Genomic DNA, 22,454 nt, shown 5'->3' with positions numbered 1-22,454 from the left:
GATCACTTCGGCGGCACGGTCGTCCGATCCCACGCGCGCTTGACCCAGCCCAACACCACGGCCAGCACGCCGATGACGAGAGCGCCATACAGCCAGGCACCAACAAAGGCCAAGGTCGCGATTTCGCCATAGACCGGATGCTCGGCATACTTGAACCCGAGGACGGCGGCCGCCACCACCGTCACTACGCCCAACCCGCCCCCGAGCAGCGCCCCTTTGAGAAAACCGTGCGTCGGGAAATACGGCATTCGGCCCGTGCGGACATGCCACTCCCAGACCCGCTGCGCTCGGATGTGGAGCGCTAGACAGAACGCCAAGAACGCGAAAATAAGCAGGCCCCCAGCGCAGTAGAGCGAGCCCAGCAACACGCTGGACTGCATGGCCTCCTGGCCCCCACCCAAGGCAAGCAGCCCGAGCGGACCCAAGATGACACTGGGGAGGATCATGGCGGCCGGCCCGGTGGGCGGATGCAACGGCTGGTATGGCGGATAGCGGTTCACGGTGATCTCCCCTATTGGATGGCTGCACGCTTGATCGAGACCGGCGTGCAGTCAAGCGGTGGACTGCGGCCCGTTTAGCCTGCAGACGTCCCTTCATCTTTCACTTCGACCACCTGCCAGCCCTCACCTTGCGGGCGTAACAGTGCACGCAGTTTCGGCTTGAGGGTGCTCGGCTCGGGCTTGGTGGGCTGGCCACCGATGGACCCCTGGGCTTTTACCGACCCGCCCACCATGCACTCTTGATCCCCATTGGGCTTCTTCTCGCAGTCGAGATCCAAGCCGCCCGCATCGGTCACTTCAAACCGCCAAGAGCGCTGGAGGGTTGCCTGCCTTCCCTGCTCGGTGAAGAAGCCTTCCACGACCTTCACCCCGTCCTCCTTCGTGGGGCCCTTGTCACCAGAGCAGGCGGTCAGGGTCAAGAGTGCCGCTGCTGCGGCCAAGATCAGTGCGTGCTTCATGTCATGCGTCCTTGTCTTTGGAAGGAGTGATGCCGATGATCTGGTTCTTGTAGCCGATCTCCAGCCGGTCGATTTGCAGAACGATGTCCGGCAGGCCGTTGGGCTTCAACCTGCCCTCCACGACCTTGAAAAAGATTCGATCTCCCGTGGCGTCGCGCCCCACCCTTCGCAGCTCGGCCGCGTCTTCGGGCTTCAGTCGCAGCGCGGCGTGGTAACGCCCACCGTGCTCGACCCCCACCACCGCATTGCCTTTGCCCAACGGCGAAGGGCCGATAACAGCCGTCGGAAGAAAGTCAGGCGAGCGGGGATACCAGTCGTGGTTCATGACCAGCACGTAGGCGTGGAGAATGTTGGTCTTGGGGTCGATTTCCACGTCGATGTAGGGCCGCAGATAGAACGCGTCGGTGGAGGCAACCTGCTGCGCCTTGGCCTCAAACGCAGACGCCGGATCGCCCTGCAGGCCGACGCGTTTGAACTGGTGGCCCCAGGAGCCAATGCAGTGCGTCCGCATGGCCGGTGTCAGGGCAGCACCGGCCTTGGCCTGGGCAAAGAGGTTGTCTTCGCACATGCCGAAACCGGCCGAAGCGGTGGCCGCCAAGCCCCACCGGATCCGGGTGTAGCCGTCGAGCACCGGCGGGTCGCCGTCGTCCCAGTAAGTGCCGGCGGGTTCCAAATAACGCTTGGTCGCAGGCGCGGAGGCGGCATTCTTGCCCGCCTGCATCAACCCCTTGCCGATCCTTCCCAAAATGCCGTCCTGGGCGTTGGCCGTCCCGCTGGCCAACGCCAAGCACACGGCCACGGCTGCAATCGCTTGCTTCATGCATCCCCCTGATCCCGGCCACCATGGCCTCATTTGCCATTTTGGCAAATGCGGTGCAGCATTGGAAGCGGCAGACTTGGGGATTGCTCCCGGTTCGTGATCGCCCATGCCTGCCCCTCTCGCCCCAGCTCACACGTTTGGCCGCCGCTTGCGCGAGGCCCGGCTTGCCAAGGGCCTGACGCAAGCAGAGTTGGGGGCCGTGCTTGGGTTGGACGAGGAAAACTCCGCCGCTCCCAGGATTTCTCGTTACGAGAGAGGAGATCGCGTGCCGGATCCTGCAACGATGGAAAAGCTGGCTCAAGCACTTGGCATGCCGGTCGCCTATTTCCATGCCACAAATGATCTAGTGGCAGAGACGTTGCTGGTGATGTCGCGGCTTGAACCCGAACAGCAGCGAGAGCTGCTGACGAAGGTGAGGGATTACGCCCAGAGCCGTGGCGTGGACATCGATCCTCCCGAGTAACGTCAACGATCTCAGGGAGAGAGAACGTGCTGAAACGACTTCGACGGTGGTGGCTGCGGCGGCATGCTCCGTGCCCGATGGCACCGGAGCAGATGCAGGCATTGGTGGATATCAACCTGCTGGAAATCCAACTGGCCGCACTGGACGCCCTCAAGCCCTCGTCGCCAGCCGCGGAGGCGGCCAGACTGCGTGCCCATGCATGCCTCTCATTGATTACGGGCCTAGACGGGAGCAAAACGCCGGCCTGGGGCGAACTGCGGGCAGAGGCCCGAGCACTGAACCGTGAGTTGGCAGCTCTCCTCGCCGCTGCACAGATCGACGCCCCCTCAGAGGCCTGATCCCTATCGTTCGCGAAAACCATTTCCCCATCCCCTACGACAATCACCGACTTGCCTCTAAATGTGACCCGCGTCACTATTGAGGAAGGGGACGGAGCCTTCCTGGCTCTGGCCATTCACAGGGGAAGTGACCGATGGCGAACAAGAATGGGGCCGCTGCGCCTACGACTCTGGAAGAGTGGTTGAATGGCCGCCCCAGCTGGCTGCGCATGGCCGCTTCCACGGTGATCCAGCACCGCCGCATGCCGAACGAAGAGGAGATGGAGGCGCTGGCGACTCACTGCCTGGCCGACGCGGCCAAGACACTGGACGTTCCCCACCCGGCTTTGGCACCGGGAACCATCTTGGGGACACCCACCGCCGCTGAGCTTCGCATCGACTCGGTCTCCTCCATCCGCGGCGTCAATGCCCTTGGCGAGGACGCGGCATTGGATCTCAGCCAAGGCCAGATGACCGTGGTCTACGGACCCAACGGGGCCGGCAAATCGGGCTATGCTCGTTTGATGAAGCACGTCTGCGGCGCGCGGGCCAAGGGATCCATCCACGGCAACGTGTTCAAGCAGAACCCCGATGCTGCCTCTGCTCTAATCAAAGTCACGGCGACCCGATCCGACGGCACGACATCGTCTGCTGATCTCACTTGGCAAGCATCCGACGGCCCCCACGCGACATTGAAAGCGGTGCCGGTCTTCGACTCAGCCACAGCGCTGGAGTTCGGAGACAGCGCCACCACCGCCACCCATCTTCCCCGAGCTATGCGGTTCGTCGGGATGCTCATCCACATCTCAGACGATCTCGCCACCCGATTGAAGGCCCGCGCCGCCAAGCTCACCAGCAAACTGCCCATCATCCCGGAAGACCACGCGCAGAGCAGCGCTGCAACGGTCCTCCGGAAGTTGACGGCGAAACTGACCGAAGAGGAGATCAACCAACGTTGCGCCTTCCCCGCTGCACTGAACGATGAGCGTTTGGCGCTGGAGACCGCACTGGCCCAGGCGAATCCTGAAGTGGCCCACGCCAAGGCCGTCGGAGAGCTGGAACGCTTGTCGCAGATGGCCACAAGCGTCTCGGCGTTGAGGGAGAGCTTGAGCAACGAGAAGGCCCAAGCCCTCCTGGAGACCCGCAGCAATGCAGAGGTCAAGCGCCAGGCCGCCACCACCTATGCCACGGCCTTCCTCAATGGGCTGCCGCTCAAAGGCGTCGGAGACGCCGTGTGGCAAACCCTTTGGGACGCTGCAAAGGCGTATTCGACCGGTCTTGCCTACCGTGATCTCCCGTTCCCCCACGTTGGAGACGAGGCTTGTTGTGTCCTCTGCCAGCAACCGTTGGGAGACGAGGGAAAGGCCCGTCTGGCTAGCTTTGAGAGTTACCTCAACGACACCCTGCAGACAGAAGCTAAGAGCGCGGAAGACACGCTGACGGCGCTTAAGAAAGCGTTGCCCAGTCCTCTCACCGATGTCGCCTGGCAGGCCCAGTGCGCTGCTATTGGCTTGGAAGCCCCCCAAGCCACTGAGCTGCTTGAAGCCATCCATGCGAGGTTGAAAGCAATGGCCGAGGCCACGGCGGCTCCGGCAGTGCAGTGGTCTATGTGGACCAACGCCTACGATCAGAAGGTCAAGACAACCACCGCTGATCGCGACGCGCTGGCGGGCTTGCTGGACCCGACGGGGCGGAAAGAGAAAGAAGCCCGCCTAGCAGAGCTGAAAGCACAACAGTGGCTATCGGAGCAGCGCAATGCGGTATGGGCCGACGTGATCCGCCTCAAACGCGTGGGAACGGTGGAGGCCGCTGTTCGGTCTACCTCAACCAGCCAGTTGACGACGAAAAGCAATGACATTGGCGAGTCGGAGTTGGCCAAGGGCTATTGCGACCGCTTCAATGCCGAGTTGCAGGCGCTAGGGGGCCATTCGCTTCCTGTCCGCATGTCGTATCGATCCCAAGGCAAAGGGGCGTTCACCTTTTACGTTGAGCTGAAGGACGCGCAAGGCGCCCAGAAGAATCGGGAAATCCTGAGCGAGGGTGAGCAACGCATCGTGGCGTTGGCGGCCTTCCTGGCCGACGCGACAGGGCTTGAACGGGGCATGCCCGTGATCTTCGACGACCCCATCTCCTCCCTGGATCAGCGCTTTGAGGAGGCGGTCGCCAAACGCCTGGTAGATCTGGCCGAGCGTCGCCAGGTGATCGTGTTCACGCATCGGCTGTCGCTCATGGTCCTCCTACAGAATGCCGCCAAGCAGCGAGCCAACCTCGATCAGTCTACGGTCAAGGTCGCGGTTGAATCGATCGCCCGCGATGGGAGCAAAACCGGCATGCCTGCGCAGATCAACACCTTCTCGTTGAAGCCTCAATCCGGCTTGAACCAGATGATCAGCAGCATCGGACAGCTCAAGAAGCTCGACCCGCAGCTGAAAGACCTTGCCCTGAAGGCCGCCTGCAGCAACTTCCGAATCTTGGTCGAACGCTCTGTAGAGGACGAGCTTTGCTCTGGCGTCATCAACCGCTACCGGCGCGAGATCAACACGCTCAACAAGCTACAGCGGCTCAGTGCAATCACGCCAACAGACTGCGCACTGATCGACGGGATGATGACGAAGTATTCGGCATTCGAGCACTCCCAACCCACCGACACCCCCAGTTGGCTTCCGGGTCCGGACGAACTGCTAAAGGACGTGCAAGACATGCTCGAATGGTGCAAGGAGTTCGGTAAGCGAGCGGAAACGGCGGCGAAACCCAAGGCGTAGCCCTGGCCACCCGTTACTGCGTGCTCACGGTCATCAGAAGCGCCGCTTGCCAGCGCTTCCCACAGCAGGTGGCAGCGCTTGATGCAACTCGTGCGCGCGAAGAAACGCGTGCAGCCACTCTTCGGCGTCCTTGACGCCCGTCAGTTCCCGAATCACCACCCCGGCCAAGCAATCCCCAGGGACGGCAAACAGGTCGTCGTTCAGATCGCTGCTGGACAGAGGGGTATGGAAATCGGCCCCCTCTTGGAACGCCTGAAGCAGGTGCTGCCGGGCAAGAGGATCCCGGCGTGCCGCCCATGCGAGGCGAACGAGCTCCGACGATGGCCAGGGTGCGGGGGTCATCAGAACTCGTAACCGTCTGGCACGCCCGAGGGGATGCCCTGCATGGGGCCCGAGTAGCCCACCTGCTGAACCAGGTTCTGGGCGGTTTGCGACATGCGATCCAGGCGTTCCGGGACTTGGTCCAGGGCGAACAGAACCATGCCAAAAAGGGCGATGTTGAGCAGTTTGTTGAAAAGTTTTCGCACGAGCGAGGTCCTCCGTGGTTGTCAGGGGTTCGGGTTTCAAAAAGGCTGGTGGTGTTGGGCGATGCCGAACAGGCAAAGCGCCCAGGTGGCCGCAATCACTGCAGGAGCCAGGCAGAGGAGCACGCCCAGGGCAATGTCCGACAGCTTGGCCCTGGGGTGGGTCACCATCTCCCATCCCAGCTTGGCTGCTCCAAGGCCTGAGACGCCTAGCCAAAGGAAGTGCAGCAACGCCAAGTGGTCGCGGGTCGTCAACGGCTTGAGCGCTGGGATCATGGACAAGCGGTCGCGTTGAGTGCTCACGCATGGCCTCCGGCGGCTTCCAGCTCCATCAATGCCTCCAACTGGAGGGTCAACACCTGCTCGCGCAGCTCACTGTAGGCAAAGTTGTAGAGCTGGTAGTCCGCAAAGCCGAACTCGTCTCGACGCTTGCTCGCCTCCTCGATCTTCTGAGCGAAATGCTCTTCCAAGTGAGAGAGCGAATGGCGGACCTTACTGCAGGCCTCATCGCCAGCGGCACCGTGGGCGCGCCTGCACGTGTTCACTTGGGCTTCCAGATCTTCGTTGCGCCGGTTGCGCTCTGCTTCGTAGGCGGCGGCCGCAGCGACGCCTTCTTCGTGTAGGAACTGAAGTTTCATTAGATGCTTCCTTAGATAAAGTGGGGATTGGCTTCAATCCGGTCGCCGATGACGGAGCCAACAGCAAGGCCGAACAGCACGCTGGCGGCGTAGACGGCAAGGGTGACGATGAACATGGAACAATCTCCTGTAGTGATGCGAAGAGAACATTTCTGTCCTCTGATTTCAGAATACGATGCCGCAAACTTTTGACAACACATTTATCCGATCATTTTTTGACTAAAGCGTTTTTCTGCTCGATTTAAAGCAGATTTTCAGCTTCATAGAGGTACCTCACACTATCGAAATAATGAGTATCGGGAGAAGGTCGCACACGGCCGCTGCTCCTCCCCAAAAAGCGGCGATATGAGATAGAACCGCCGCACCTGGCGTGTGGCGCAGCAAGCTCCCCAGTGCGCAGCTGCATCGGGTAGGACTACCGGTCGCTTTAGATCTCTGGCCGCAAAAAAGACAGCCTTAGCTGCCCAAGTTTCGCAAAGGCCGTCTTGCTCACTCGCTCGCCTGCACGCACCGCCATACCAACTGCCGGACGGCCTCGGTCAGCCTTATGCCGGCGCGATTGGCGTCGATCAGCAGGGCCATGCTGGCGGACGTAGATACCTCCACTTCGGGAAGAGCGGCGTCGTAAGGACAACGCTGAGTGGATGCAATGCCCGCCCAAGGTCGCGGACGGCGAGGTGAGAAACACTCGCGAATCTCCGCGTGCTGCTCGATGAGCTGCGTCAGCGCTGCTCGCATGCTCAATCGCTGCGCCTTGGCCAACGACTGAAACGCCTTCTTGCTCGGCGAGTCGATCCGCACCTCATGAATCGTGTCGACCAGAGGCTGATCTTTCTGACTCGGGTGCAGGCGATAAGGGTTGGTCATAACGCCCGCTTCCTGGACATAGGAAGCCACGCCTGTGCGGCCGCCTCCTCGCTGGTCAGCAGCGCGGAAGTGCCCAGGAAGCGGGTGAGCTGGTAATGGCCGATGGTGTGGGGATACCGCTGGGCGTGCATGGCTTTGTCGAAGTAACACTGACCACCCGAGCGGCGTTGATAGGCGAAATAGCGGCGGCGGCGACTCGTTGCTGGGGGTTTCATGCCGACCCCCCGCAATCGTCACAACGCCGCATCTCTGCCGGATACGTTGAGAAGGGGTGGGCCCCTTTCTGCCCCACTTCCCCGCAGCACCCACACTGCATGAGCCCCCGGGCGGTTTGGCAAATCGCGGCCTCCGGGCCTTGCCAAACCACGCCGACAACGACGGCTTCCCAGGAGCTGCCGCTCCGGGCCACCACGGTGAGCCTGTCGCCGTTCCTAACATTCTGGGCGGGCACCCGGGCGCCCCACTCGCCCGTCTTGAGTTGGAGGGGGCTGGCGTGGTGGTGAGCCATTAGAAGACCCCCCGATAACCAGGGGCAACAAAGCCTGACTGGTCAATAACGCAAGCAATCATGCGAAAACCTTTGAAGAGGGGCATTCCCTCGCTACCCACTCAAACTAAGCTGCCTCCAAAAAATCGCAATACTTTCACCCAACGTTTTATCGACTAAATATCAAAACTGCCGGAAGGGCCGCGAATCGCTGAAAAACCCTGAAACGCCTCACATTTTCCAGCCAAGCACCGGGCCCGGCGGAAGCCGAGGCCCCACCTGCCTTTTTCCCAGAGCGCTGTTGCTCCATGCTGCTTTTGCCGTTGCTTTCTGTCTTCAAGAGCTCAAAAGAACGCGGCCAGGGCCGCGCCCGAAAAGCCCCCTTTTGGGGAAGAAAGGCTCGGCGCCGGGGCTTCCGCCCCAGCCTGAGCGTGGCTGTCTTTGGTTCAACGCCCCAAAAAAAAGCCCCGGTTTCCCGGGGCTCTGTCTGCAACGCTCAATGGCAATCACACCTTGAAAGGGTGCGCCGGCCATTCCTGTTCCGGGTGCTTCTTTTTCCACGCCTTGCCTTCGGAAGTCTGAGCCCACGCAAGGAAGGCCTTCGGCTGACGTCCAGTGCCCGCCCAAGTGGTGCCGTCCGGGATCTGGAACTTCGGGGCGCGACTGATGCCGGCGCTCGCGGAAACCGCCTTGCGCGGCTCAAGCAATGCCTTCAGTTCGTTCTTCTGCTTCGACGTGTAGTGCTGCCCAAACTGCTGCAAGGTCTCGAAGACCCCTGCAAAGCTGGCTCCGGCCTCCGCCGCCACTGCTTCCTGCTCCGCCTTTTCAAGCGCTGCAACCTGCGCCTCAGCGTCGGCCTTTTTCTTCCTGATTTCTTCCAGCGACAATGCCACGCTATTTCCTCCTGGGTTTTGCGAAACCGCGATCGTGCCGATTCACGAGGCGGCTGTAAACCCTCAACGACCCAGGCCAGGCTTTTGCTGAGTTTTCACCGACGTCCAAGGGCTTCGCCTTGGAAGTCACTAAGCCCCCGTCCGTGTTCGCGGTGATCAACCGCGGGCAGCACTACGTATGGCCTACTCCGGGCGCGGGCTAGGGCCCGATCATGCTTCCATAGCTGACATGGCCTCGCCAAGTCCGGGATGCGGATCCTTGAGACCCATGTCAACCATCGCCAACCAGAGAGCTTCAAATGCCTGTTCTTTTCTTTCCTCATGGTATTCGAGTGCCAGCGACACCAAGTCCAACAGGTTGTCCGTCCACATTTGAAAGCCCTCGACGTTCTGCGCCTCGATGACTGCAAATGCCCACGCCGACGCGATTTCGGCGTAGCTGGGCCCCACTTTAAGCCGGAGGTTAGCGAGGTGCTTGGGATAGCGAAGCGCCAACGTTTCATGCGTGACCAAGGCGTAGCGCCCATTGCCCATGCGCAGCTCCCCCGTCCAGTTCGCCTCGTTCACCAGGCTCTCCGCCTCCCGCGCCGTGGTGGGCCAAGAAGCGCCCGACACTTCGGTGGCATTGCAGCCTTCGATGCAATAGCCATGCAGATCGCTGAAGTCGTTCAGTGCCTTGTATTCCATCTCCTCATCATCAAGCTCAGGGCAGTCCTCAACCGTGACTTCCCCCGAGCGCGGAAGCCTCTCAACCACCTCCCCATCAGTGTCCCAATCAATGTTGTCAAAGCGGAACGTGCGAGGCGGCAGGATCGGCTCAATCCCCGCATGGGTGAGCACCTCGCACACGATGGACGTGTGTACCTCCAACCCAGAAGCGATGGCCCGAGCGTGGGTGGCATGGCAGGCCAGGCCCAGGATGGCCAAGTCCAAGTATTCCGGGGACAGCGGGAACATCGGCGTTGCGTTCGTCATGGGTGGTTGCCTCGTCAGTTGGTGACTGAAAGGCTACGGACCCTCGGAGGCCATCTCTACGCACCAAGAGGGAGCCCCCTCTTAGGCCTGAACGGCGCTTCAGGAATAGCCCCCCATGCCTGCCCAAGGACGGCTTCAGCAGTTGCCCGTCTCGTGCGTCACCAGGAACCCTTCGGAGCCCCGCGTCTCATCGGATGCAGCGTCCTTCTGGGTGGTGCGATTGGCCTTCATGGCCATGGTCTCGGCCCAGACTCGCAATCCGATGTCCTGCAGAAGGATATCTTCCCTCTTTCGCGCGGTCGATTCGACGATCCAGTGGCGGCCATACGCGCCATGCAGCAATGGCCCCTCTGGCCATCCTTTACGGGCGACGGTCATGGCCAGTCCGGCGATTAACTGCACGTCAAAGCAACGCCCCGTCTCTTCCTCGGATAGCTCCAAGCGCGGAGCAAGCAAGGCTTCCCTGGCCTTCGTCTCGGTCTGTATGACGCGCTTAAGCTCTGCTGGGGTTGGAGCCTCCATGCGCGTCCACACTTGCGCTGGCAAGCATGCCTTGATCCAGTTCCAAGCGCTTTCGGTGTCGTCGGGCGGATCAGGCGGGTGCAGGATGAGCCGACTTTCAAACAACGTCTGGAGAGTTTCTGGGTGCCTCCACTGGCGACCGTGGATGTAGTGTCCCCAAGCCAGGATCTTGTCGCACACGGGCACCGCCGGGTGCTGGCACGGTCAGGAAATCGTTCAACGCACGTCGCACTATTTCGCCCACGCTGACCTGCTCCATCCATGCCCTAGACTTCAACGTCGTCACCAACTCTGCTGGGGCTGACACCGGAGCCAGCGCGATGCGAGGCCCAGGCACCAGGCATTGCGACGGGGATAGAGGCTTGGTGATCGCGTCCGTGAGCACTTGGCGCACGGCTTCGGCGATGGTCACGCCAGAGGTGCTGGCTTGCACTTGGAGCGCTTGGTGCATGGCCTCCGGAAGCAAGACCTTGGGAAGGCGCTGCGGGGATTGAGGCTTGAAAAGACGCGGCATCAGCACGCCCCCCTCTCCGCTGCAGTTGGAGGCCGGTCCCGTGTATGACTATTCATTGTCCCTCTCCAGGTCTCGCTACAACCAATGGCTTAGCAACGGCCCGGGAGAACTCAATCGTGGTCCTGCGCGTTGAGAACAGACCTGTCACCGTGACCGAGCAGGCATCCCAGCCTGAGCGTTCAGCAACGCGCAAACAGGCTTCACCGATTCGTTGGACGTCATACCCATCCCTGCGACTCTCAAGGAGCTCCTTAAGCACCGGCAGCAGTCGGTCATAGCAGGCGTTCGTTCGAAAGAGGTTGCCACCTGCGGTGCTTCTGCAGAACTGCGAGAGTCCTTCGCCGTCGTCCGGCGGTGGCCGTAGTGACCAACCCGCCAGACCCAACAACATGGCTGCCGCCCCTCCCACCACCAGGCCTCTCGCCCTTCGTGACTCGGCCAGTGCCCGCAGTGCGTCGGCGGAACGCTGATCCACTGTAGCCACACGTTGACGCCATTTGCTGGCCCACTCATTCGACAACCTCATAAGACCCTCCCGCCTGAATGTTCGATACATTCATCCTTGATCGAAACCTCACGTTCGCAAGAGGCGACCACCCGGGGTGTTTGACTAAATGTCGAATCCGCAAGGCTGTTCACAGAAACCCGTAGCATTGCGAAATAGTCCGCATATCGGACCGTCTCGGATCCGCGCCTGACCACCTGAGTGGCCCGAGAAGCTTGACGCTTATCCCCGCGTCCCTGGGGTTGCCCGAGCGACTCAATAGCCACGCGGCGGCTATCGCCAAGCGGTCTAAGTCGCCGTCGTTGCCGGCTTGTCAGGAGCGGCCCGGAGGCACGGCGGCCCAATCGGCCACTCCGCCTGGCGTTCACCGGCCCCAGACGCATTCCCTGAGTAAGCTAGAGCGGTAGCCTACCGTGATAGAGGTGACCGATGGCTGAGGCCGCCCGTCAGATTGCTCTGGAGTCGTTGCGGATCCTGGATTCCGATCCCGAGCCCTTCTTCGATGCTCTCACCAAGGCCGCGAGGAACATGACGGGCATGCCGATCGCCTTGATCTCCTTGGTGGACGGGGACCGCCAATGGTTCAAGGCCCAGATAGGTCTTCCCGGTGTGGACGAGACGCCCCGCGACATTTCCTTCTGCACCTGGGCCATCCAGTCCGATGAGCTGTTTGAGGTGGCAGACGCCGCCCAGGATGCCCGCTTTTCGACCAACCCGTTGGTCTTGGGTCCTCCTTTCGTCCGCCACTACGTCGGCGCGCCCATCAGCGCCAATGGCCACAACGTGGGAACGCTTTGCCTGCTCAGCCCAAACCCGGGAACGATCTCAGCGGAGCAGGGAGCAGCCCTGTCCTGCTTGGCCCAAGCCGCGGCAGTCGGCATGCAGCAGCGCGCTCGCCTTCTTGAGCGGGTCACCGAGTCCCAGGCCTTGCAACGGCGTTTTCAGAGAAGCCAGGTCTTTCTGGAGCGCACCAATGCACTGGCCAAGGTCGGCGGGTGGGAGCTCGTGCTTGGAACTGGAGAAGTCAAATGGACCAAGGAGACCCGGAGGATCCATGGCGTCTCTGACGACGCGGTGCCCGGCTTGGACACGGCGATTGCCCTGTATCCGGACGGCGCACGGCAGCGGCTCGAGGCCGCCCTGGAAGACTGTATCTCATCGGGTGTGCCCATCGATTTGACCCTTCCGTCCAGCAAGCTTTCGGGAGAGCGCACGTGGGTCCACGTGGTGGGCCACCGGGAGGAGAACGAGAACGGTGCCCGATTGATCGGCGCGATTCAGGACGTGACAGAGCAACGGGCGGCGGTCGAGGCATTGGCGCATAGCGAAGCGCGTTACCGCCGGCTTTTTCAACACAGCCTCGGCCTCATCTGCACGCATTCCTTGGACGGGACGGTCACGTCGGTCAACCCTGCGGCCTCGCACTCACTGGGCCTGTCGGAGGGTGACGTCGTCGGACGATCGCTGGCCGAGCTCATTCCCAAGAGCAAGCAGGACGCGTTCAAGGCTTACTTGGATCGCATCCGGGAAAACGAGAGCGACTCGGGGATGATGGAGCTGGTTGCCCGGGACGGGTCGCGCCGCTTCTGGGCGTATCACAACGTGCTGGACACAGAAGCCCAACCGCCCTACGTGCTGGGCCACGCGCAAGACATCACGACTCAACACATCCAAGAGCAGCAGCTCCACGACTTGGCGACCCGCGACCCGCTCACCCGCGCGTTCAATCGCCGCTACCTGGCCGATCTGGCCCACCAGCAGTTCGATGGGTGGGGCTGTCTGGTGTTCGACCTGGACCATTTCAAAGAGGTCAACGACACCCAAGGCCATGCACAAGGCGACAAGGTGCTGGTGGACTTCGTGGCTTTCCTGTCCGCCCCGCTCCAAGGCGAGGAAGCGGTGGTTCGGCTCGGGGGCGACGAGTTCCTCGTGTTCGTCCCCGGTGCAACGTTGGAAAGGCTGAGGGTGTTGGAGGACACCTACCACGAGCGCGCCGGCGAGGCACCGATCCGCTTTTCCGGCGGATGCGCCATTGGTCGGCCCTCGGAATCGGTGGCCGATACCATCAATCGCGCGGACATGAAACTCTACGACCGCCGAAAGCGGGAACGGCAGTGAGCCTGCCCTCAGATCCGGGCATGGGGCCAGTTGTGGGCTGCCCTCCTTACGCCGATGATCGCCTTCTAAGCGTAGCAAGCGGCCTTTCAGTGCCGCCCAATCTCACCGATGGAGAGGGCAACATGGATAAGCGGGTGTGCTTTGATTTCGAGATTGATTTCAGCAACGGGGGCGGGATTCAGGGCCAAGGCTTCCGGCTGGACATCGCCGGGGATGACATCACCGATGAGGCGTTGGCCGACTACATCGTGCGCGACATGCGCCTGCTGATGGTCGGCGAGGTTCGCATCCTCAACAAGGAAATCATTGAGGAGCCTCACAAGCGCCCGGCACATTACCACGCCGGTCCAACTGTCCACGCTCCAAAGGACGGGTGAGCGGCCATGCATCCTGATGTTCTCGGCTGGGCTGCGACCGTCGTGTTGATTGCCACGCTGGTCCGGCAAATGATCAAACAGTGGCAGTCTCCCCACCCCGAAACGGTCTCCAAGTGGCTGTTCGTCGGTCAGATGACCGCGTCCACCCTTTTCACCGTCTACAGTGCACTTTTGGGGTCAACGGTGTTTGTGGTGACCAATGCCCTGCTGCTGCTCACGGCCGTGGTGGGACAGATCCTGGCTTGGCGTCGACGTCGACGAACCGACGCACCGCCTACCTGCTGACCCAGTATTGGCTGCACCAAGGAAGGCCGTCGTAGGCCTTGAGCAGCCACTCGTCGTCAGATCCGAAACGCGCGTCGCATGACATGTTCGACCCGGCCTCCGACGGTGACCAGCGTCGAGATGGCCCAGTCGCTGGAAGCGGACACGGGCGGAAGCAACAAGATCTCAACGCCGGCCCCCATCGCCGCGCCTTTCCATACCTCCACTGTGCCATCCTCGCTAGGACTGCGGTGCAGGCACCAATCCGAAGCGAACTCCGTCAGCTCTTGCCGTCCATGAATCCTATCGAGCGCGCTGCAAAGCGAATCATACTGAGCACTCCTCACTCCCCCTTGCATCGTTTTCTAACCTGCGCTTCACCATCCATCCCAGACTACTTCATGGCAGACATGAAGATCGAAAGCCAGTCTGAATCCCTCAGGAGGACGCCAACTTTCTGACGCGGCAGCCTCCGATCCATTACCTGAAGCTGAGACCAGGGACGACCGCCTCAGCCGATTCAGTCTGGTTTCCGCCTGCGCCTCGCAGCACCCCTTTCCGCCACAGACCCGGGCAGAGCTACAGCCACCCTCGCCTTCGCCCGACGAAAATGGAGGCCGCGCCCAACCCCGCCATGACGCCCACCGCAATCCAGAAGCCTTCGGTCTTCATGCCGAAGAAGTTGGCATCGAAGTTCATGCCCAACGCGCCCGCGATGACGGCCAGCAAGCCGGTCACCACCGTCACGAAGGTCAGCAGCTTCATGCGTTCGTTGGTTTGGAGCTCGGTCTGGGTGCTGAAGAGCTGGAAGCTGCCAACAACGAGTTCTCGGGCGTTCTCAACCACGTCCAACGCTCGCTCAAACCTGTCGTCCAGATCGCGCAAGTGCCGCGCCACCTCTTCGGCCCCGTCAGGCACGAAGTCCGGCCGCGAGAGGCCGTCGAAGACAGTTCGGTGCGGTGCCAGCATCCGTCGGAGCCGAGAGGCCGCGGCTCGGAGCGCGGCGAGCTCGGGCAGGGCCGAGCGCCCAGGGGGCTGATCAGACAAGATCCGACTCTCCAACCGTTCGATCTCCACCTCAAACAGCGCGACGGCGGAGAAATACGTGGAAAGATGCCAATCCAACAATGCGGCCACGAAGCTCGCCTCGCCCAAGCAGCCGATGTCGCGGGCGCTCTCGGGTTCCCGCTCCCGCAGATCGGCCAAGAAGGCAATGTTTTCGTCGTGGTGGGTCACCACAAAGTTCGCTCCAGCCACGACGGTCAACACCGCGCCCTGGAACTTCAGCCCCCTCCCACGCAACACTGCCACTACACGCGCCATGAAATGGTCGGCGAACTTTTCAAGCCGGGGATTGGTGGCGATGGGACTGCTCGGCAGGGACGCGGGATTCAACTTCAGCGCGCGCCACACCTGTTCGGCTTGATGATTGGGAGCCCCGCACAGATCCACCCAAAGAAGTTCGTCGTCGCTCGGAGGATTGCCAGGAAGGTCCTCCAATCGAAGCGTGCAACTGCCCTTCTCGCGATAAAGCTTGATGGTCAAGCCACTTTCAGGAACGTCGGGGGTATCCATGCGGGAATCTTGCCGAGCGCCAGTTCAGTCACACGTGAAGATCCAACGCTGCGCTTGCCCCGCAGCAAGAATGGCCTTGAAACTGGGCTACGCCGCCCGGACGATCGTTGCGGTCCTCGGGGCGAAAGCGAAGACCCCTAGGGTTCGACAGTCCAAGGTCTGACTGCGCTCACTCGCTTCGCAAGGCTATTCATCCTTCGGCATCGGCGATCCGCACATACGCTTCTGTCATGGCCGTAGAGAAATCAGCCCCACAGCGAAACGCATTCAGCAACGCGCCCAAGAGGTAGCGGTGCTCGTCGACGGGGAACAGATCCACGTGGTGCTCGCCCTCTCGGTTCGCGTGCTTCACTGCATTCCGCAGCCCCACCATGTCCTCTTTGATGTCACGGTAGAGCAGATCTTGGCGGGCGCTCATCTGCCTGGCCACCTGGAGCATGTGCTCGCCAATGGTGGGGGTGTCGTTGACCGGGGGCAGCGCGCGGAGCATGTCCTCTGCCGTGCCGGCCAGAAGTACGACGGTAGCGGGGTGATGGCCCGCCAGATAGAGCGCGCACGCGGCTTCCAAGTGACCGATGGCGATGTCCAGTTTGCTCAAGCGCATGGGACTACGCCATAGGGGGGACGGCCATCATAACCCCCATGGCGGCGACCGGCCCGGGGAGTCCCTCGTTGACAGGGCGCATGGCTCCCGCCCTGACCGCTTCCCTTTTTGGGCACGTCTGATGGTGCAGATTTCTCCGTTTCCTCCGCTACGCGCGTGTCATAACCTTGGTTGAACCGGCCCTTCACGCATCGTCGCCGACCAGCGGGGCATGGTAATGGCTCTTCCTAACTCGGATGCCCACATGGCCATCAAGACCGCTGAAGAACTGTTTGTGCACGAGCTCTCCGACATTTACAGCGCCGAGAAGCAGCTGACCAAGGCCCTCCCCCGCCTGGCCCGCGCTGCGGAGAATCCGGACCTGGCCGCCGCCTTCGAGACCCACTTGGAAGAGACCCAGGGGCAGATCGAACGCATCGACCAGGTCGTGGAGGTGCTGGGGATCCGCCTGAAGCGCATCAAATGCGCAGCGATGGAAGGCCTGGTGGAGGAAGGCAAGGAAGTGATCGATTCCATTGAGAAGGGCCCGGTGCGCGACGCCGCCCTGATTGGCGGTGCCCAAAAGGTGGAGCACTACGAGATCGCCTCCTACGGCACCATCGCGGCATTGGCCAAACAGCTGGGCTACAAAGACGCCCTGCCCTACCTGTTGGAGACGTTGGAGGAGGAAAAGGCGACGGACGAAAAGCTCACGTTGCTCGCCGAGCAAGGCGGCAACCAGAGCGCAGCCAACAAAAAGTAATCCCGGAACGGGCCTGCGGGCCCGCTCTGCCTCAGGAGCGCAACATGTGGCGTCGCAACGGGCTGTCGATCGTGCTGTTTGTGCTTATGGCTGTGTTCTTGGTGGCTCAAGCCCTCACCGGATGGCAGGTCCACAACGAGGAACTGGCCCAGTACGGCTTGCCGTCTCTGCCGTTTTGGAGCTACCTGACCACGGGCCATTTCAGCAGCGCCACGTTCGAGAACTGGGAAAGCGAGTTCCTCCAGATGGGCATGTATGTCCTGTTGACCGTTCGGCTCCGTCAGGCGGGGTCGGCTGAGTCCCGGCCGTTGGATGCGGCAGAGGAGGAATCCCGCGTAGAGCCTGGCACAGCCCCTTGGCCCGTGCGCAAGGGGGGCGTCTGGAAGAGCCTCTACGGCCACTCTTTGGCCATTGTTTTCTTTCTCCTGTTCTTCCTCTCCTTCTCGCTCCATGCAGTGGGAAGTTGGAGGGCCAAGTCTCAGGAAAATCGACTGGACGGGTTGCTGCCCCCATCGTTTACCGATCACCTCTTCAGCAGCGACTTTTGGTTTGAGTCCATGCAGAACTGGCAAAGCGAGTTTCTAGCGGTCTTGGCGCTGGTTGTGCTGACCATCTTCCTGCGACAGAAGGATTCGCCACAATCCAAGGCGGTGGAAGCGCCGCATTCACAGACGGGGGACTGAGGTGAGCACCCCCGCCCTCCTGATCATCGACCTGTTCAGCAAGTTCGACTTTCCCGATGGGCAGCAACTTGCACCGCTGGCCCTCCGGGCCGCGAAAAAAGCCGGTCAGATTCGAGCGGCGTTTGACGAAAGGGGCTGGCCTGTCATCTATGCCAACGACAACTTTGGCGACTGGAAGTGCGGCTTTCACCAGCTAGCGGAAGTGTGTCGCCATGAGGACGGTCCGGCCGGTGACATTGCCCGACTCCTTTTCCCTGGCCCGGATCATTACACGGTGCTCAAGCCGAAGCACTCGGCGTTCCTGGCGACCCCGCTGGCCGTGCTTCTCGCAAAGCTGGACGTTCGCACCCTGGTGCTTGTAGGCATGGCCTTGGATTCCTGTATTCACGCCACCGCTATCGACGCACACTCGCGGGAGTTCTCTACCGTGGTCATCTCCGACGCCACGGGGTGCCTGCCAAAGCGCCGGTCCGCCGCGCTGACGCTGCTGCGATCCACCGGTAGCGTCCAAGTGCGCACGACCGGAGCGCTGCTTCAGTCGCTTAAGAGCGGCCCTCGCCGTTCAGCGATCGATCCTATTGGAAGGAAATAGGGACGTTCAAGAGCCCTTCGGGGGCCTGCGTTAGGGGAGCAAGCCGAGCAATGATCGGTGTGCGGCCACGCCCGCCAAGGCTCCCTCCCCCACCGCCAGGGCGATGTTCCCTGCAAACCGGGCGGCATCGCCGCACGCGAACACCCCTGGGATGGTGGACTGTTTGGCCGAATCGGTGGTGATGCATCCCGCGTCCTCGGTCGCGCAACCCAAGCATTTGGCCAAGCCGGAGGCCAACGTGGTTTCCGGGTGGACGAACAAGGCTTCCACTTCGCGGGAGCTGCCGTCTGCGAGAGTCAAGGACGCTTTGCCGGTCATGCCAACCAGTGCCTGCTTCTCCAGGGTTGCACCGATGCCCCTCAGCTGCAGAGAAAGCTCTTCCGCCTCCGACGAAGAAAGCGCGCCGTCGTGGAACGCCGTGATCTGTCCCCACTGAGAAAGCGCCCTGACTTGGTCCATCGCTTCGGATCTGGACGCAATAAGCAGGCCGATGGCTGTTCCGCAGATTTCATAGCCGTGGCAGTAGGGACAATGGAGGACGGTTTCTCCCCATCGCTCCGCGAGCCCCGGGACGTCGGGCAACCGATCCTCCACGCCGTGCGCGAGTATCAGTCGCTGGGCGTGGTAGTAATCGCCGGATGCACAATCAACACGGAACCCGGCCTCCAGTGAACCGGCGGCGTCGGTGGCCTCATCGGTCACCCATTGCACTCCCTCGTAGGCCAGCAACTGCCGGCGGCCGGTCTCAAGCAAGGCTGCGGGGCTCGCCCCATCCCACCCCAAACACCCGTGCGCCTTCCCAGCGCGTTGGTTGCGCGGCTGCCCGCGGTCTATCACCAACACCGTGCGGCAAGCGCGCGCCAACTGCAAAGCAGCCGACATGCCCGCATAGCTTCCACCGATCACGATGGCGTCGAAGGCAGGCAGGTCCTGCGAGGTTGGTGGGCTTGGACTGGTCATCTTCGCTTGCTCGATGGGGGAAATGCGCCGGGCGGGCGCGACACGCGATCGCCATGCTGGTTGGTTCAGAACAGCTCCGTCTGAGCCGGTGGGTAGACAAGCGCTGGCCCGACGGCCTGCGCCATCGGGTTCAGCGGATGCGGCTTGGGTTCGGCGTGGGACATGATGTGCAGCACCTCATGGCCCCGGTGCGTCAGAAGGTCGGAGATGAGACGGCGGTGGCAGCGCCACCACGGTGCCTCCGCGCACATCAGCGCGGTCCGATGTTCGCCCGCCAGTGCAAGCACCTTCGATAGCCCGCCGGCGAACTCGGCGGTCGCCATGTGGTCTGCGTAGCCCTGAAACGCGGCGTTGTCCCACGCACCATTGGGCGAATCCGGCTGCACCTTGCGCCGCCCGCCCAGTTCAGGAATCCAGAGATACTCCACGCCGTGCGCTGGCAACGTTTTAGCCATCTGCTCGGATGCGAACCAAGGGTGACGACGCGATCCTGGGAAACGACGCACGTCCGCGATCGCCGAGATGCCTTGTGCGAACAGCAGGTGTAAGAACTCGTCCCAAGGTCGAGTGGAATGCCCGATGGTCCAGACGGTCACCGGGGTCGGAGCGGGAGCATCGCACTGCATGAGGCTCATTGGACAGGAGCGGGCATCAAGCCCGCGTGCTCATCACGTGCTCGGCAGCTGCCATCGGGTTTCCGTCTGCCCGTCTACGCTCGGACACGACCGCGGGGATAGGGGCTAGTCGTTTCGTGCCCATTTCGACAAGTTCTGCTTCAACGCATCGATGCCCTCCCAGGGATCCTTGCGGCGACGCTTGAGCTTGGCCGGCACGTCCTTGATCGTGAACGCGTCAGCCCGCTTGAGCTTGGGCAGCTCGCTCCACGCCAAGGGCATGCCCACCGGAGCGCCGGGCCTCCCTCGCAGTGAGTAGGACGCCACGGCGGTGGCTCCTCGTCCGTTACGCAGGTAGTCGACAAAGATCCGCTTGTTTCGAAGGGCTTTGGTGGCGGTGGCCAGGAACCGTTGAGGTTCCGACTGGGCCAGCGCGTCAGCGAAGCCTTTGGCGAAGCGCTTGGTCAAATCCCAGTCGCACCCGGGATTCAGGGGCACCACGACATGAAGGCCCTTGCCTCCGGATACCCGCAGGAAGGACTCCAGCTCCAGTTGGCCCAGAAGCTTCCGGATGTCACTGGCGGCCTTTTTTACCTCCGCGAATGGCACGTCTGGGCCCGGGTCTAAATCGAACACCACCCGGTCGGCGCGGTCGGGCTCCTCCGCGTGGCTTCCCCACGGATGGAACTCCAGGGCATTGAACTGGACCAGCTCCAGCAAGCTGGCCGCGTCCCGGACCACCAAGTAGTGGGCGTTGATGCCGCTGTCCTCCTTCAGCTTGACCGAGTCCACCAGCTCCAGCCCGGCGGTGTGGTGCTTTTGGAAGAAGCAAGGCTTGCCGGTGCCGGCGGGACAGCGAATGATCGACAGGGGCCGGTTGATCACCTCGGGCAGCAGGTGGTCCATGACCGCCGAGTAGTAATCCCAAACGTCTTGCTTGGTATAGCCGTCGCCAGGGAAAAGGACCTTGCTCGGGGAGGACAGTTTGGGGGGCACGCGTTTGACTTGGGGCTTTGCGGCGGACCTCCCAGCGGAGTACGCGGCCGATACCCGTTTGCCACGGGCCGGTTTCGCCAGGGCGGCACGATCCGAATCCGCCAAATCATCCACGTCCTTGTCGGCCCGCACGGCTTTCAAGGAGGCTTGGCGCAGCAGCTGCTGTCCGCCGATGCCGCGAAAGAACACCTCCACCACAAAGCGTGGCTCGAACCAGGTGGCAGAGCGAAGATCGGTGTCCTCGGTGGGCACATGGGCCGTCGGCTTCTTGCCTCCCCCTTGGATCCTCTTGCTTACCTCCTTGATCAATGCGTCGGAGAACCCGGTGCCCACCCGGCCCACGTAGAGCCAACCGTGTTTGGGGTCAGGCTTGGCCAGAAGGAGCGAGCCAAAGCCGCTGCGGCTTCCTTTGGGGGCCGTGTAGCCCACCACTGCGAACTCATCGCTGGCCAGCTGCTTGGTCTTGCGCCAGTCGTCGCTGCGGCCGGTGTGGTAGCCGCGATCGGCGCGCTTGGAAATGATGCCCTCAAAGTGTCGTTCGCCAGCCAGGCGGTAGGCCTCGTTGCCGTCGCCTTGGACGTGAGAGCTGAAGGCCAAATGGCCCGCTTGGCCCTCCAGCAGCTCCTGCAGGAGCGCCTTGCGCTCCAACAGAGGTGCTGCGGCCACGTCCACGCCATCGATGTGCAGCAGGTCGAAGAGCGCGTAGGCCAGCGCGCCTTGCCGCTCCCCGGACAACGTCGCTTGGAGCAGGTTGAAGTCCTCCTTGGTGCCCGATCCGGCGATGAGTTCGCCATCCAACGCCGCAGAGGTCAGGCCCAGTGCGGCCACGGCGTCGCGTATCTCGGGGATCTTGTCGGTCCACTCCAACGCGTTGCGGGACCACAGCCGGACGGCCCCATCGGCGACCGTTGCGAGGATCCGATACCCGTCCCACTTGATCTCATGGACCCATTGGTCGCCCTGCGGCGGAGCCTCCCCCAGCTTGGCCAACTGGGGCTCGAAGGGGCCGGAAGGCGGAGCCGCCCCCTTCGCTTTGGGCAGGGCCAACGCCTTCTTGGCCCAGTTCTTCCGTCGCGCGCGCTTTGCGGGAAGGGCTTTGAGCTTCTTCTTGTCGGCTTTACCGCCGCCGGCCCTCTTGATGTCTGCCGTTGGGGCCGCCGACACATCGGCGAGCAGATCGTCCGCTTCCAGATCGCTCGCATACGCATCGTCGTCCTTGAACAACAGCCACTGCGGCTGACGGGCCGGTTTGCCGGACCGGACCAAGTGCCACCCGCCTTTGAGCTTGGTGCCGAAAAGCTCGAATCGCAGGTGACCCTTGGCAAGTTGTGCCTCTGGGTCTCCTTGGGTGGCCCAGACGCCGTGATCAAACTGGGCCACGTGCCCACCGCCGTATTGCCCTTTGGGGATCTCGCCTTCGAAGCTGGCGTAGTCGACGGGATGGTCTTCCACTTCGACCGCCATCCGCTTGACCTTGGGGTCGTAGCTAGGGCCCTTGGGGACGGCCCAGCTCTTCAGGGCGTCGCCGATTTGCAGCCGGAAGTCGTAGTGCCGGCGGCTGGCGTGGTGAAGTTGGACCACGAAAATAGCGCGCTGCCCTTGCGGCAGCGCTTTGCCAGGCTCCGGCTCCTTGGTCTGGTCAAAGCGGCGCTTGCGACGGTATTCGACCAAGGACATGACGGCT

General features: G+C 62.2%; 26 protein-coding genes. 9 read left to right on the top strand and 17 right to left on the bottom strand.

The genetic code is table 11. The features are described from left to right. Positions 1–2: 2 nt before the first annotated feature. From ACW5IY_RS06325 to ACW5IY_RS06315, 3 genes are all read right to left on the bottom strand, one after another. Positions 3–500 carry a hypothetical protein gene (locus ACW5IY_RS06325; RefSeq protein WP_239682850.1) on the bottom strand — a complete coding sequence of 166 codons (498 nt, stop codon included), beginning with the start codon at positions 498–500 and terminating at the stop codon, positions 3–5. A gap of 74 nt (positions 501–574) precedes the next feature. Then, positions 575–958, bottom strand: coding sequence for a hypothetical protein (locus tag ACW5IY_RS06320; RefSeq protein ID WP_049433991.1), 384 nt, complete (start codon positions 956–958; stop codon positions 575–577). Between the two features lies 1 nt (position 959). Then, entirely contained in the window at positions 960–1,778 is an 819-nt protein-coding gene (locus ACW5IY_RS06315; protein ID WP_031421723.1) for a hypothetical protein, read from the bottom strand. A gap of 106 nt (positions 1,779–1,884) precedes the next feature. Between ACW5IY_RS06315 and ACW5IY_RS06310 the strand changes: the two genes are divergently transcribed. From ACW5IY_RS06310 to ACW5IY_RS06300, 3 genes are all read left to right on the top strand, one after another. After that, a complete protein-coding gene (locus ACW5IY_RS06310) occupies positions 1,885–2,241 on the top strand; it encodes a helix-turn-helix domain-containing protein (RefSeq protein WP_040234190.1) in 357 nt (118 codons plus the stop codon). A gap of 104 nt (positions 2,242–2,345) precedes the next feature. Further along, positions 2,346–2,579 (top strand): hypothetical protein, encoded by a 234-nt coding sequence (locus ACW5IY_RS06305; RefSeq protein ID WP_152906215.1) that lies wholly within the window; start codon positions 2,346–2,348, stop codon positions 2,577–2,579. 134 nt (positions 2,580–2,713) lie between these two features. Beyond that, a complete protein-coding gene (locus tag ACW5IY_RS06300) occupies positions 2,714–5,320 on the top strand; it encodes an AAA family ATPase (RefSeq protein ID WP_239682851.1) in 2,607 nt (868 codons plus the stop codon). A 33-nt stretch (positions 5,321–5,353) separates the two neighbouring features. On the opposite strand, the gene ACW5IY_RS06295 is transcribed toward ACW5IY_RS06300, so the two are convergent. The 9 genes from ACW5IY_RS06295 to ACW5IY_RS06255 form a co-directional block, all read right to left on the bottom strand. After that, positions 5,354–5,662, bottom strand: coding sequence for a hypothetical protein (locus ACW5IY_RS06295; protein WP_049433994.1), 309 nt, complete (start codon positions 5,660–5,662; stop codon positions 5,354–5,356). Beyond that, entirely contained in the window at positions 5,662–5,847 is a 186-nt protein-coding gene (locus ACW5IY_RS06290; RefSeq protein ID WP_008268538.1) for a hypothetical protein, read from the bottom strand. The genes ACW5IY_RS06295 and ACW5IY_RS06290 overlap by 1 nt, the downstream gene beginning before the upstream one ends. A gap of 36 nt (positions 5,848–5,883) precedes the next feature. After that, on the bottom strand, positions 5,884–6,147 hold the full coding sequence (locus ACW5IY_RS06285; RefSeq protein WP_049433995.1) for a hypothetical protein: 264 nt from the start codon (positions 6,145–6,147) through the stop codon (positions 5,884–5,886). Next, positions 6,144–6,482: a hypothetical protein gene (locus tag ACW5IY_RS06280; RefSeq protein WP_049433996.1), complete on the bottom strand. Its 339-nt coding sequence runs from the start codon at positions 6,480–6,482 to the stop codon at positions 6,144–6,146. The genes ACW5IY_RS06285 and ACW5IY_RS06280 overlap by 4 nt, the downstream gene beginning before the upstream one ends. Positions 6,483–6,971: 489 nt before the next feature. Beyond that, positions 6,972–7,349, bottom strand: coding sequence for a hypothetical protein (locus tag ACW5IY_RS06275; protein WP_049433997.1), 378 nt, complete (start codon positions 7,347–7,349; stop codon positions 6,972–6,974). Then, positions 7,346–7,564, bottom strand: a complete 219-nt coding sequence (locus ACW5IY_RS06270; protein ID WP_049433998.1) for a hypothetical protein — start codon at positions 7,562–7,564, stop codon at positions 7,346–7,348. The genes ACW5IY_RS06275 and ACW5IY_RS06270 overlap by 4 nt, the downstream gene beginning before the upstream one ends. Positions 7,565–8,342: 778 nt before the next feature. Further along, positions 8,343–8,729 carry an H-NS family nucleoid-associated regulatory protein gene (locus tag ACW5IY_RS06265; protein ID WP_049433796.1) on the bottom strand — a complete coding sequence of 129 codons (387 nt, stop codon included), beginning with the start codon at positions 8,727–8,729 and terminating at the stop codon, positions 8,343–8,345. A 210-nt stretch (positions 8,730–8,939) separates the two neighbouring features. Next, positions 8,940–9,704: a hypothetical protein gene (locus tag ACW5IY_RS06260; RefSeq protein WP_049433797.1), complete on the bottom strand. Its 765-nt coding sequence runs from the start codon at positions 9,702–9,704 to the stop codon at positions 8,940–8,942. 135 nt (positions 9,705–9,839) lie between these two features. After that, on the bottom strand, positions 9,840–10,406 hold the full coding sequence (locus ACW5IY_RS06255) for a hypothetical protein (protein WP_152906216.1): 567 nt from the start codon (positions 10,404–10,406) through the stop codon (positions 9,840–9,842). Between the two features lie 1,268 nt (positions 10,407–11,674). On the opposite strand from ACW5IY_RS06255, the gene ACW5IY_RS06250 reads away from it, so the two are divergent. Genes ACW5IY_RS06250 through ACW5IY_RS06240 form a run of 3 tightly spaced genes read left to right on the top strand, consistent with a single transcriptional unit; the run spans position 11,675 to position 14,025 of the window. Then, on the top strand, positions 11,675–13,363 hold the full coding sequence (locus ACW5IY_RS06250; RefSeq protein ID WP_049433799.1) for a PAS domain S-box protein: 1,689 nt from the start codon (positions 11,675–11,677) through the stop codon (positions 13,361–13,363). Further along, positions 13,360–13,740 (top strand): hypothetical protein, encoded by a 381-nt coding sequence (locus ACW5IY_RS06245; RefSeq protein WP_239682852.1) that lies wholly within the window; start codon positions 13,360–13,362, stop codon positions 13,738–13,740. Before ACW5IY_RS06250 ends, ACW5IY_RS06245 begins: the two co-directional genes overlap by 4 nt. Positions 13,741–13,746: 6 nt before the next feature. Next, the gene (locus ACW5IY_RS06240; RefSeq protein WP_049433801.1) at positions 13,747–14,025 is read left to right on the top strand and encodes a membrane protein; all 279 of its coding nucleotides are present in this window, start codon (positions 13,747–13,749) and stop codon (positions 14,023–14,025) included. A 558-nt stretch (positions 14,026–14,583) separates the two neighbouring features. Here ACW5IY_RS06240 and ACW5IY_RS06235 read toward each other — a convergent pair. Then, positions 14,584–15,579: a CorA family divalent cation transporter gene (locus ACW5IY_RS06235; RefSeq protein WP_049433803.1), complete on the bottom strand. Its 996-nt coding sequence runs from the start codon at positions 15,577–15,579 to the stop codon at positions 14,584–14,586. 190 nt (positions 15,580–15,769) lie between these two features. Further along, on the bottom strand, positions 15,770–16,183 hold the full coding sequence (locus ACW5IY_RS06230) for a hypothetical protein (protein WP_049486805.1): 414 nt from the start codon (positions 16,181–16,183) through the stop codon (positions 15,770–15,772). Between the two features lie 244 nt (positions 16,184–16,427). Here ACW5IY_RS06230 and ACW5IY_RS06225 point away from each other — a divergent pair, with 244 nt between their 5' ends. The 3 genes from ACW5IY_RS06225 to ACW5IY_RS06215 are packed head-to-tail and all read left to right on the top strand — an operon-like array spanning position 16,428 to position 18,200. Continuing rightward, the gene (locus ACW5IY_RS06225; RefSeq protein ID WP_049433805.1) at positions 16,428–16,925 is read left to right on the top strand and encodes a YciE/YciF ferroxidase family protein; all 498 of its coding nucleotides are present in this window, start codon (positions 16,428–16,430) and stop codon (positions 16,923–16,925) included. Between the two features lie 44 nt (positions 16,926–16,969). After that, positions 16,970–17,608 carry a DUF6766 family protein gene (locus ACW5IY_RS06220; RefSeq protein ID WP_049433806.1) on the top strand — a complete coding sequence of 213 codons (639 nt, stop codon included), beginning with the start codon at positions 16,970–16,972 and terminating at the stop codon, positions 17,606–17,608. A gap of 1 nt (position 17,609) precedes the next feature. After that, complete coding sequence (locus tag ACW5IY_RS06215; RefSeq protein ID WP_049433807.1) at positions 17,610–18,200, top strand: cysteine hydrolase family protein; 591 nt, start codon at positions 17,610–17,612, stop codon at positions 18,198–18,200. 30 nt (positions 18,201–18,230) lie between these two features. On the opposite strand, the gene ACW5IY_RS06210 is transcribed toward ACW5IY_RS06215, so the two are convergent. The 3 genes from ACW5IY_RS06210 to ligD all read right to left on the bottom strand — a co-directional run bounded on the left by ACW5IY_RS06210 (position 18,231) and on the right by ligD (position 22,447). After that, on the bottom strand, positions 18,231–19,160 hold the full coding sequence (locus tag ACW5IY_RS06210; protein WP_049433808.1) for an NAD(P)/FAD-dependent oxidoreductase: 930 nt from the start codon (positions 19,158–19,160) through the stop codon (positions 18,231–18,233). A gap of 65 nt (positions 19,161–19,225) precedes the next feature. Further along, on the bottom strand, positions 19,226–19,795 hold the full coding sequence (locus tag ACW5IY_RS06205; RefSeq protein WP_049433809.1) for a DUF488 domain-containing protein: 570 nt from the start codon (positions 19,793–19,795) through the stop codon (positions 19,226–19,228). A gap of 105 nt (positions 19,796–19,900) precedes the next feature. Then, positions 19,901–22,447 (bottom strand): DNA ligase D, encoded by a 2,547-nt coding sequence (gene ligD / locus ACW5IY_RS06200; RefSeq protein WP_049433810.1) that lies wholly within the window; start codon positions 22,445–22,447, stop codon positions 19,901–19,903. Positions 22,448–22,454: the final 7 nt, after the last annotated feature.

The organism is Stenotrophomonas sp. C-A (assembly GCF_054030835.1).
This window is presented reverse-complemented; position numbering and strand designations above follow the sequence as displayed.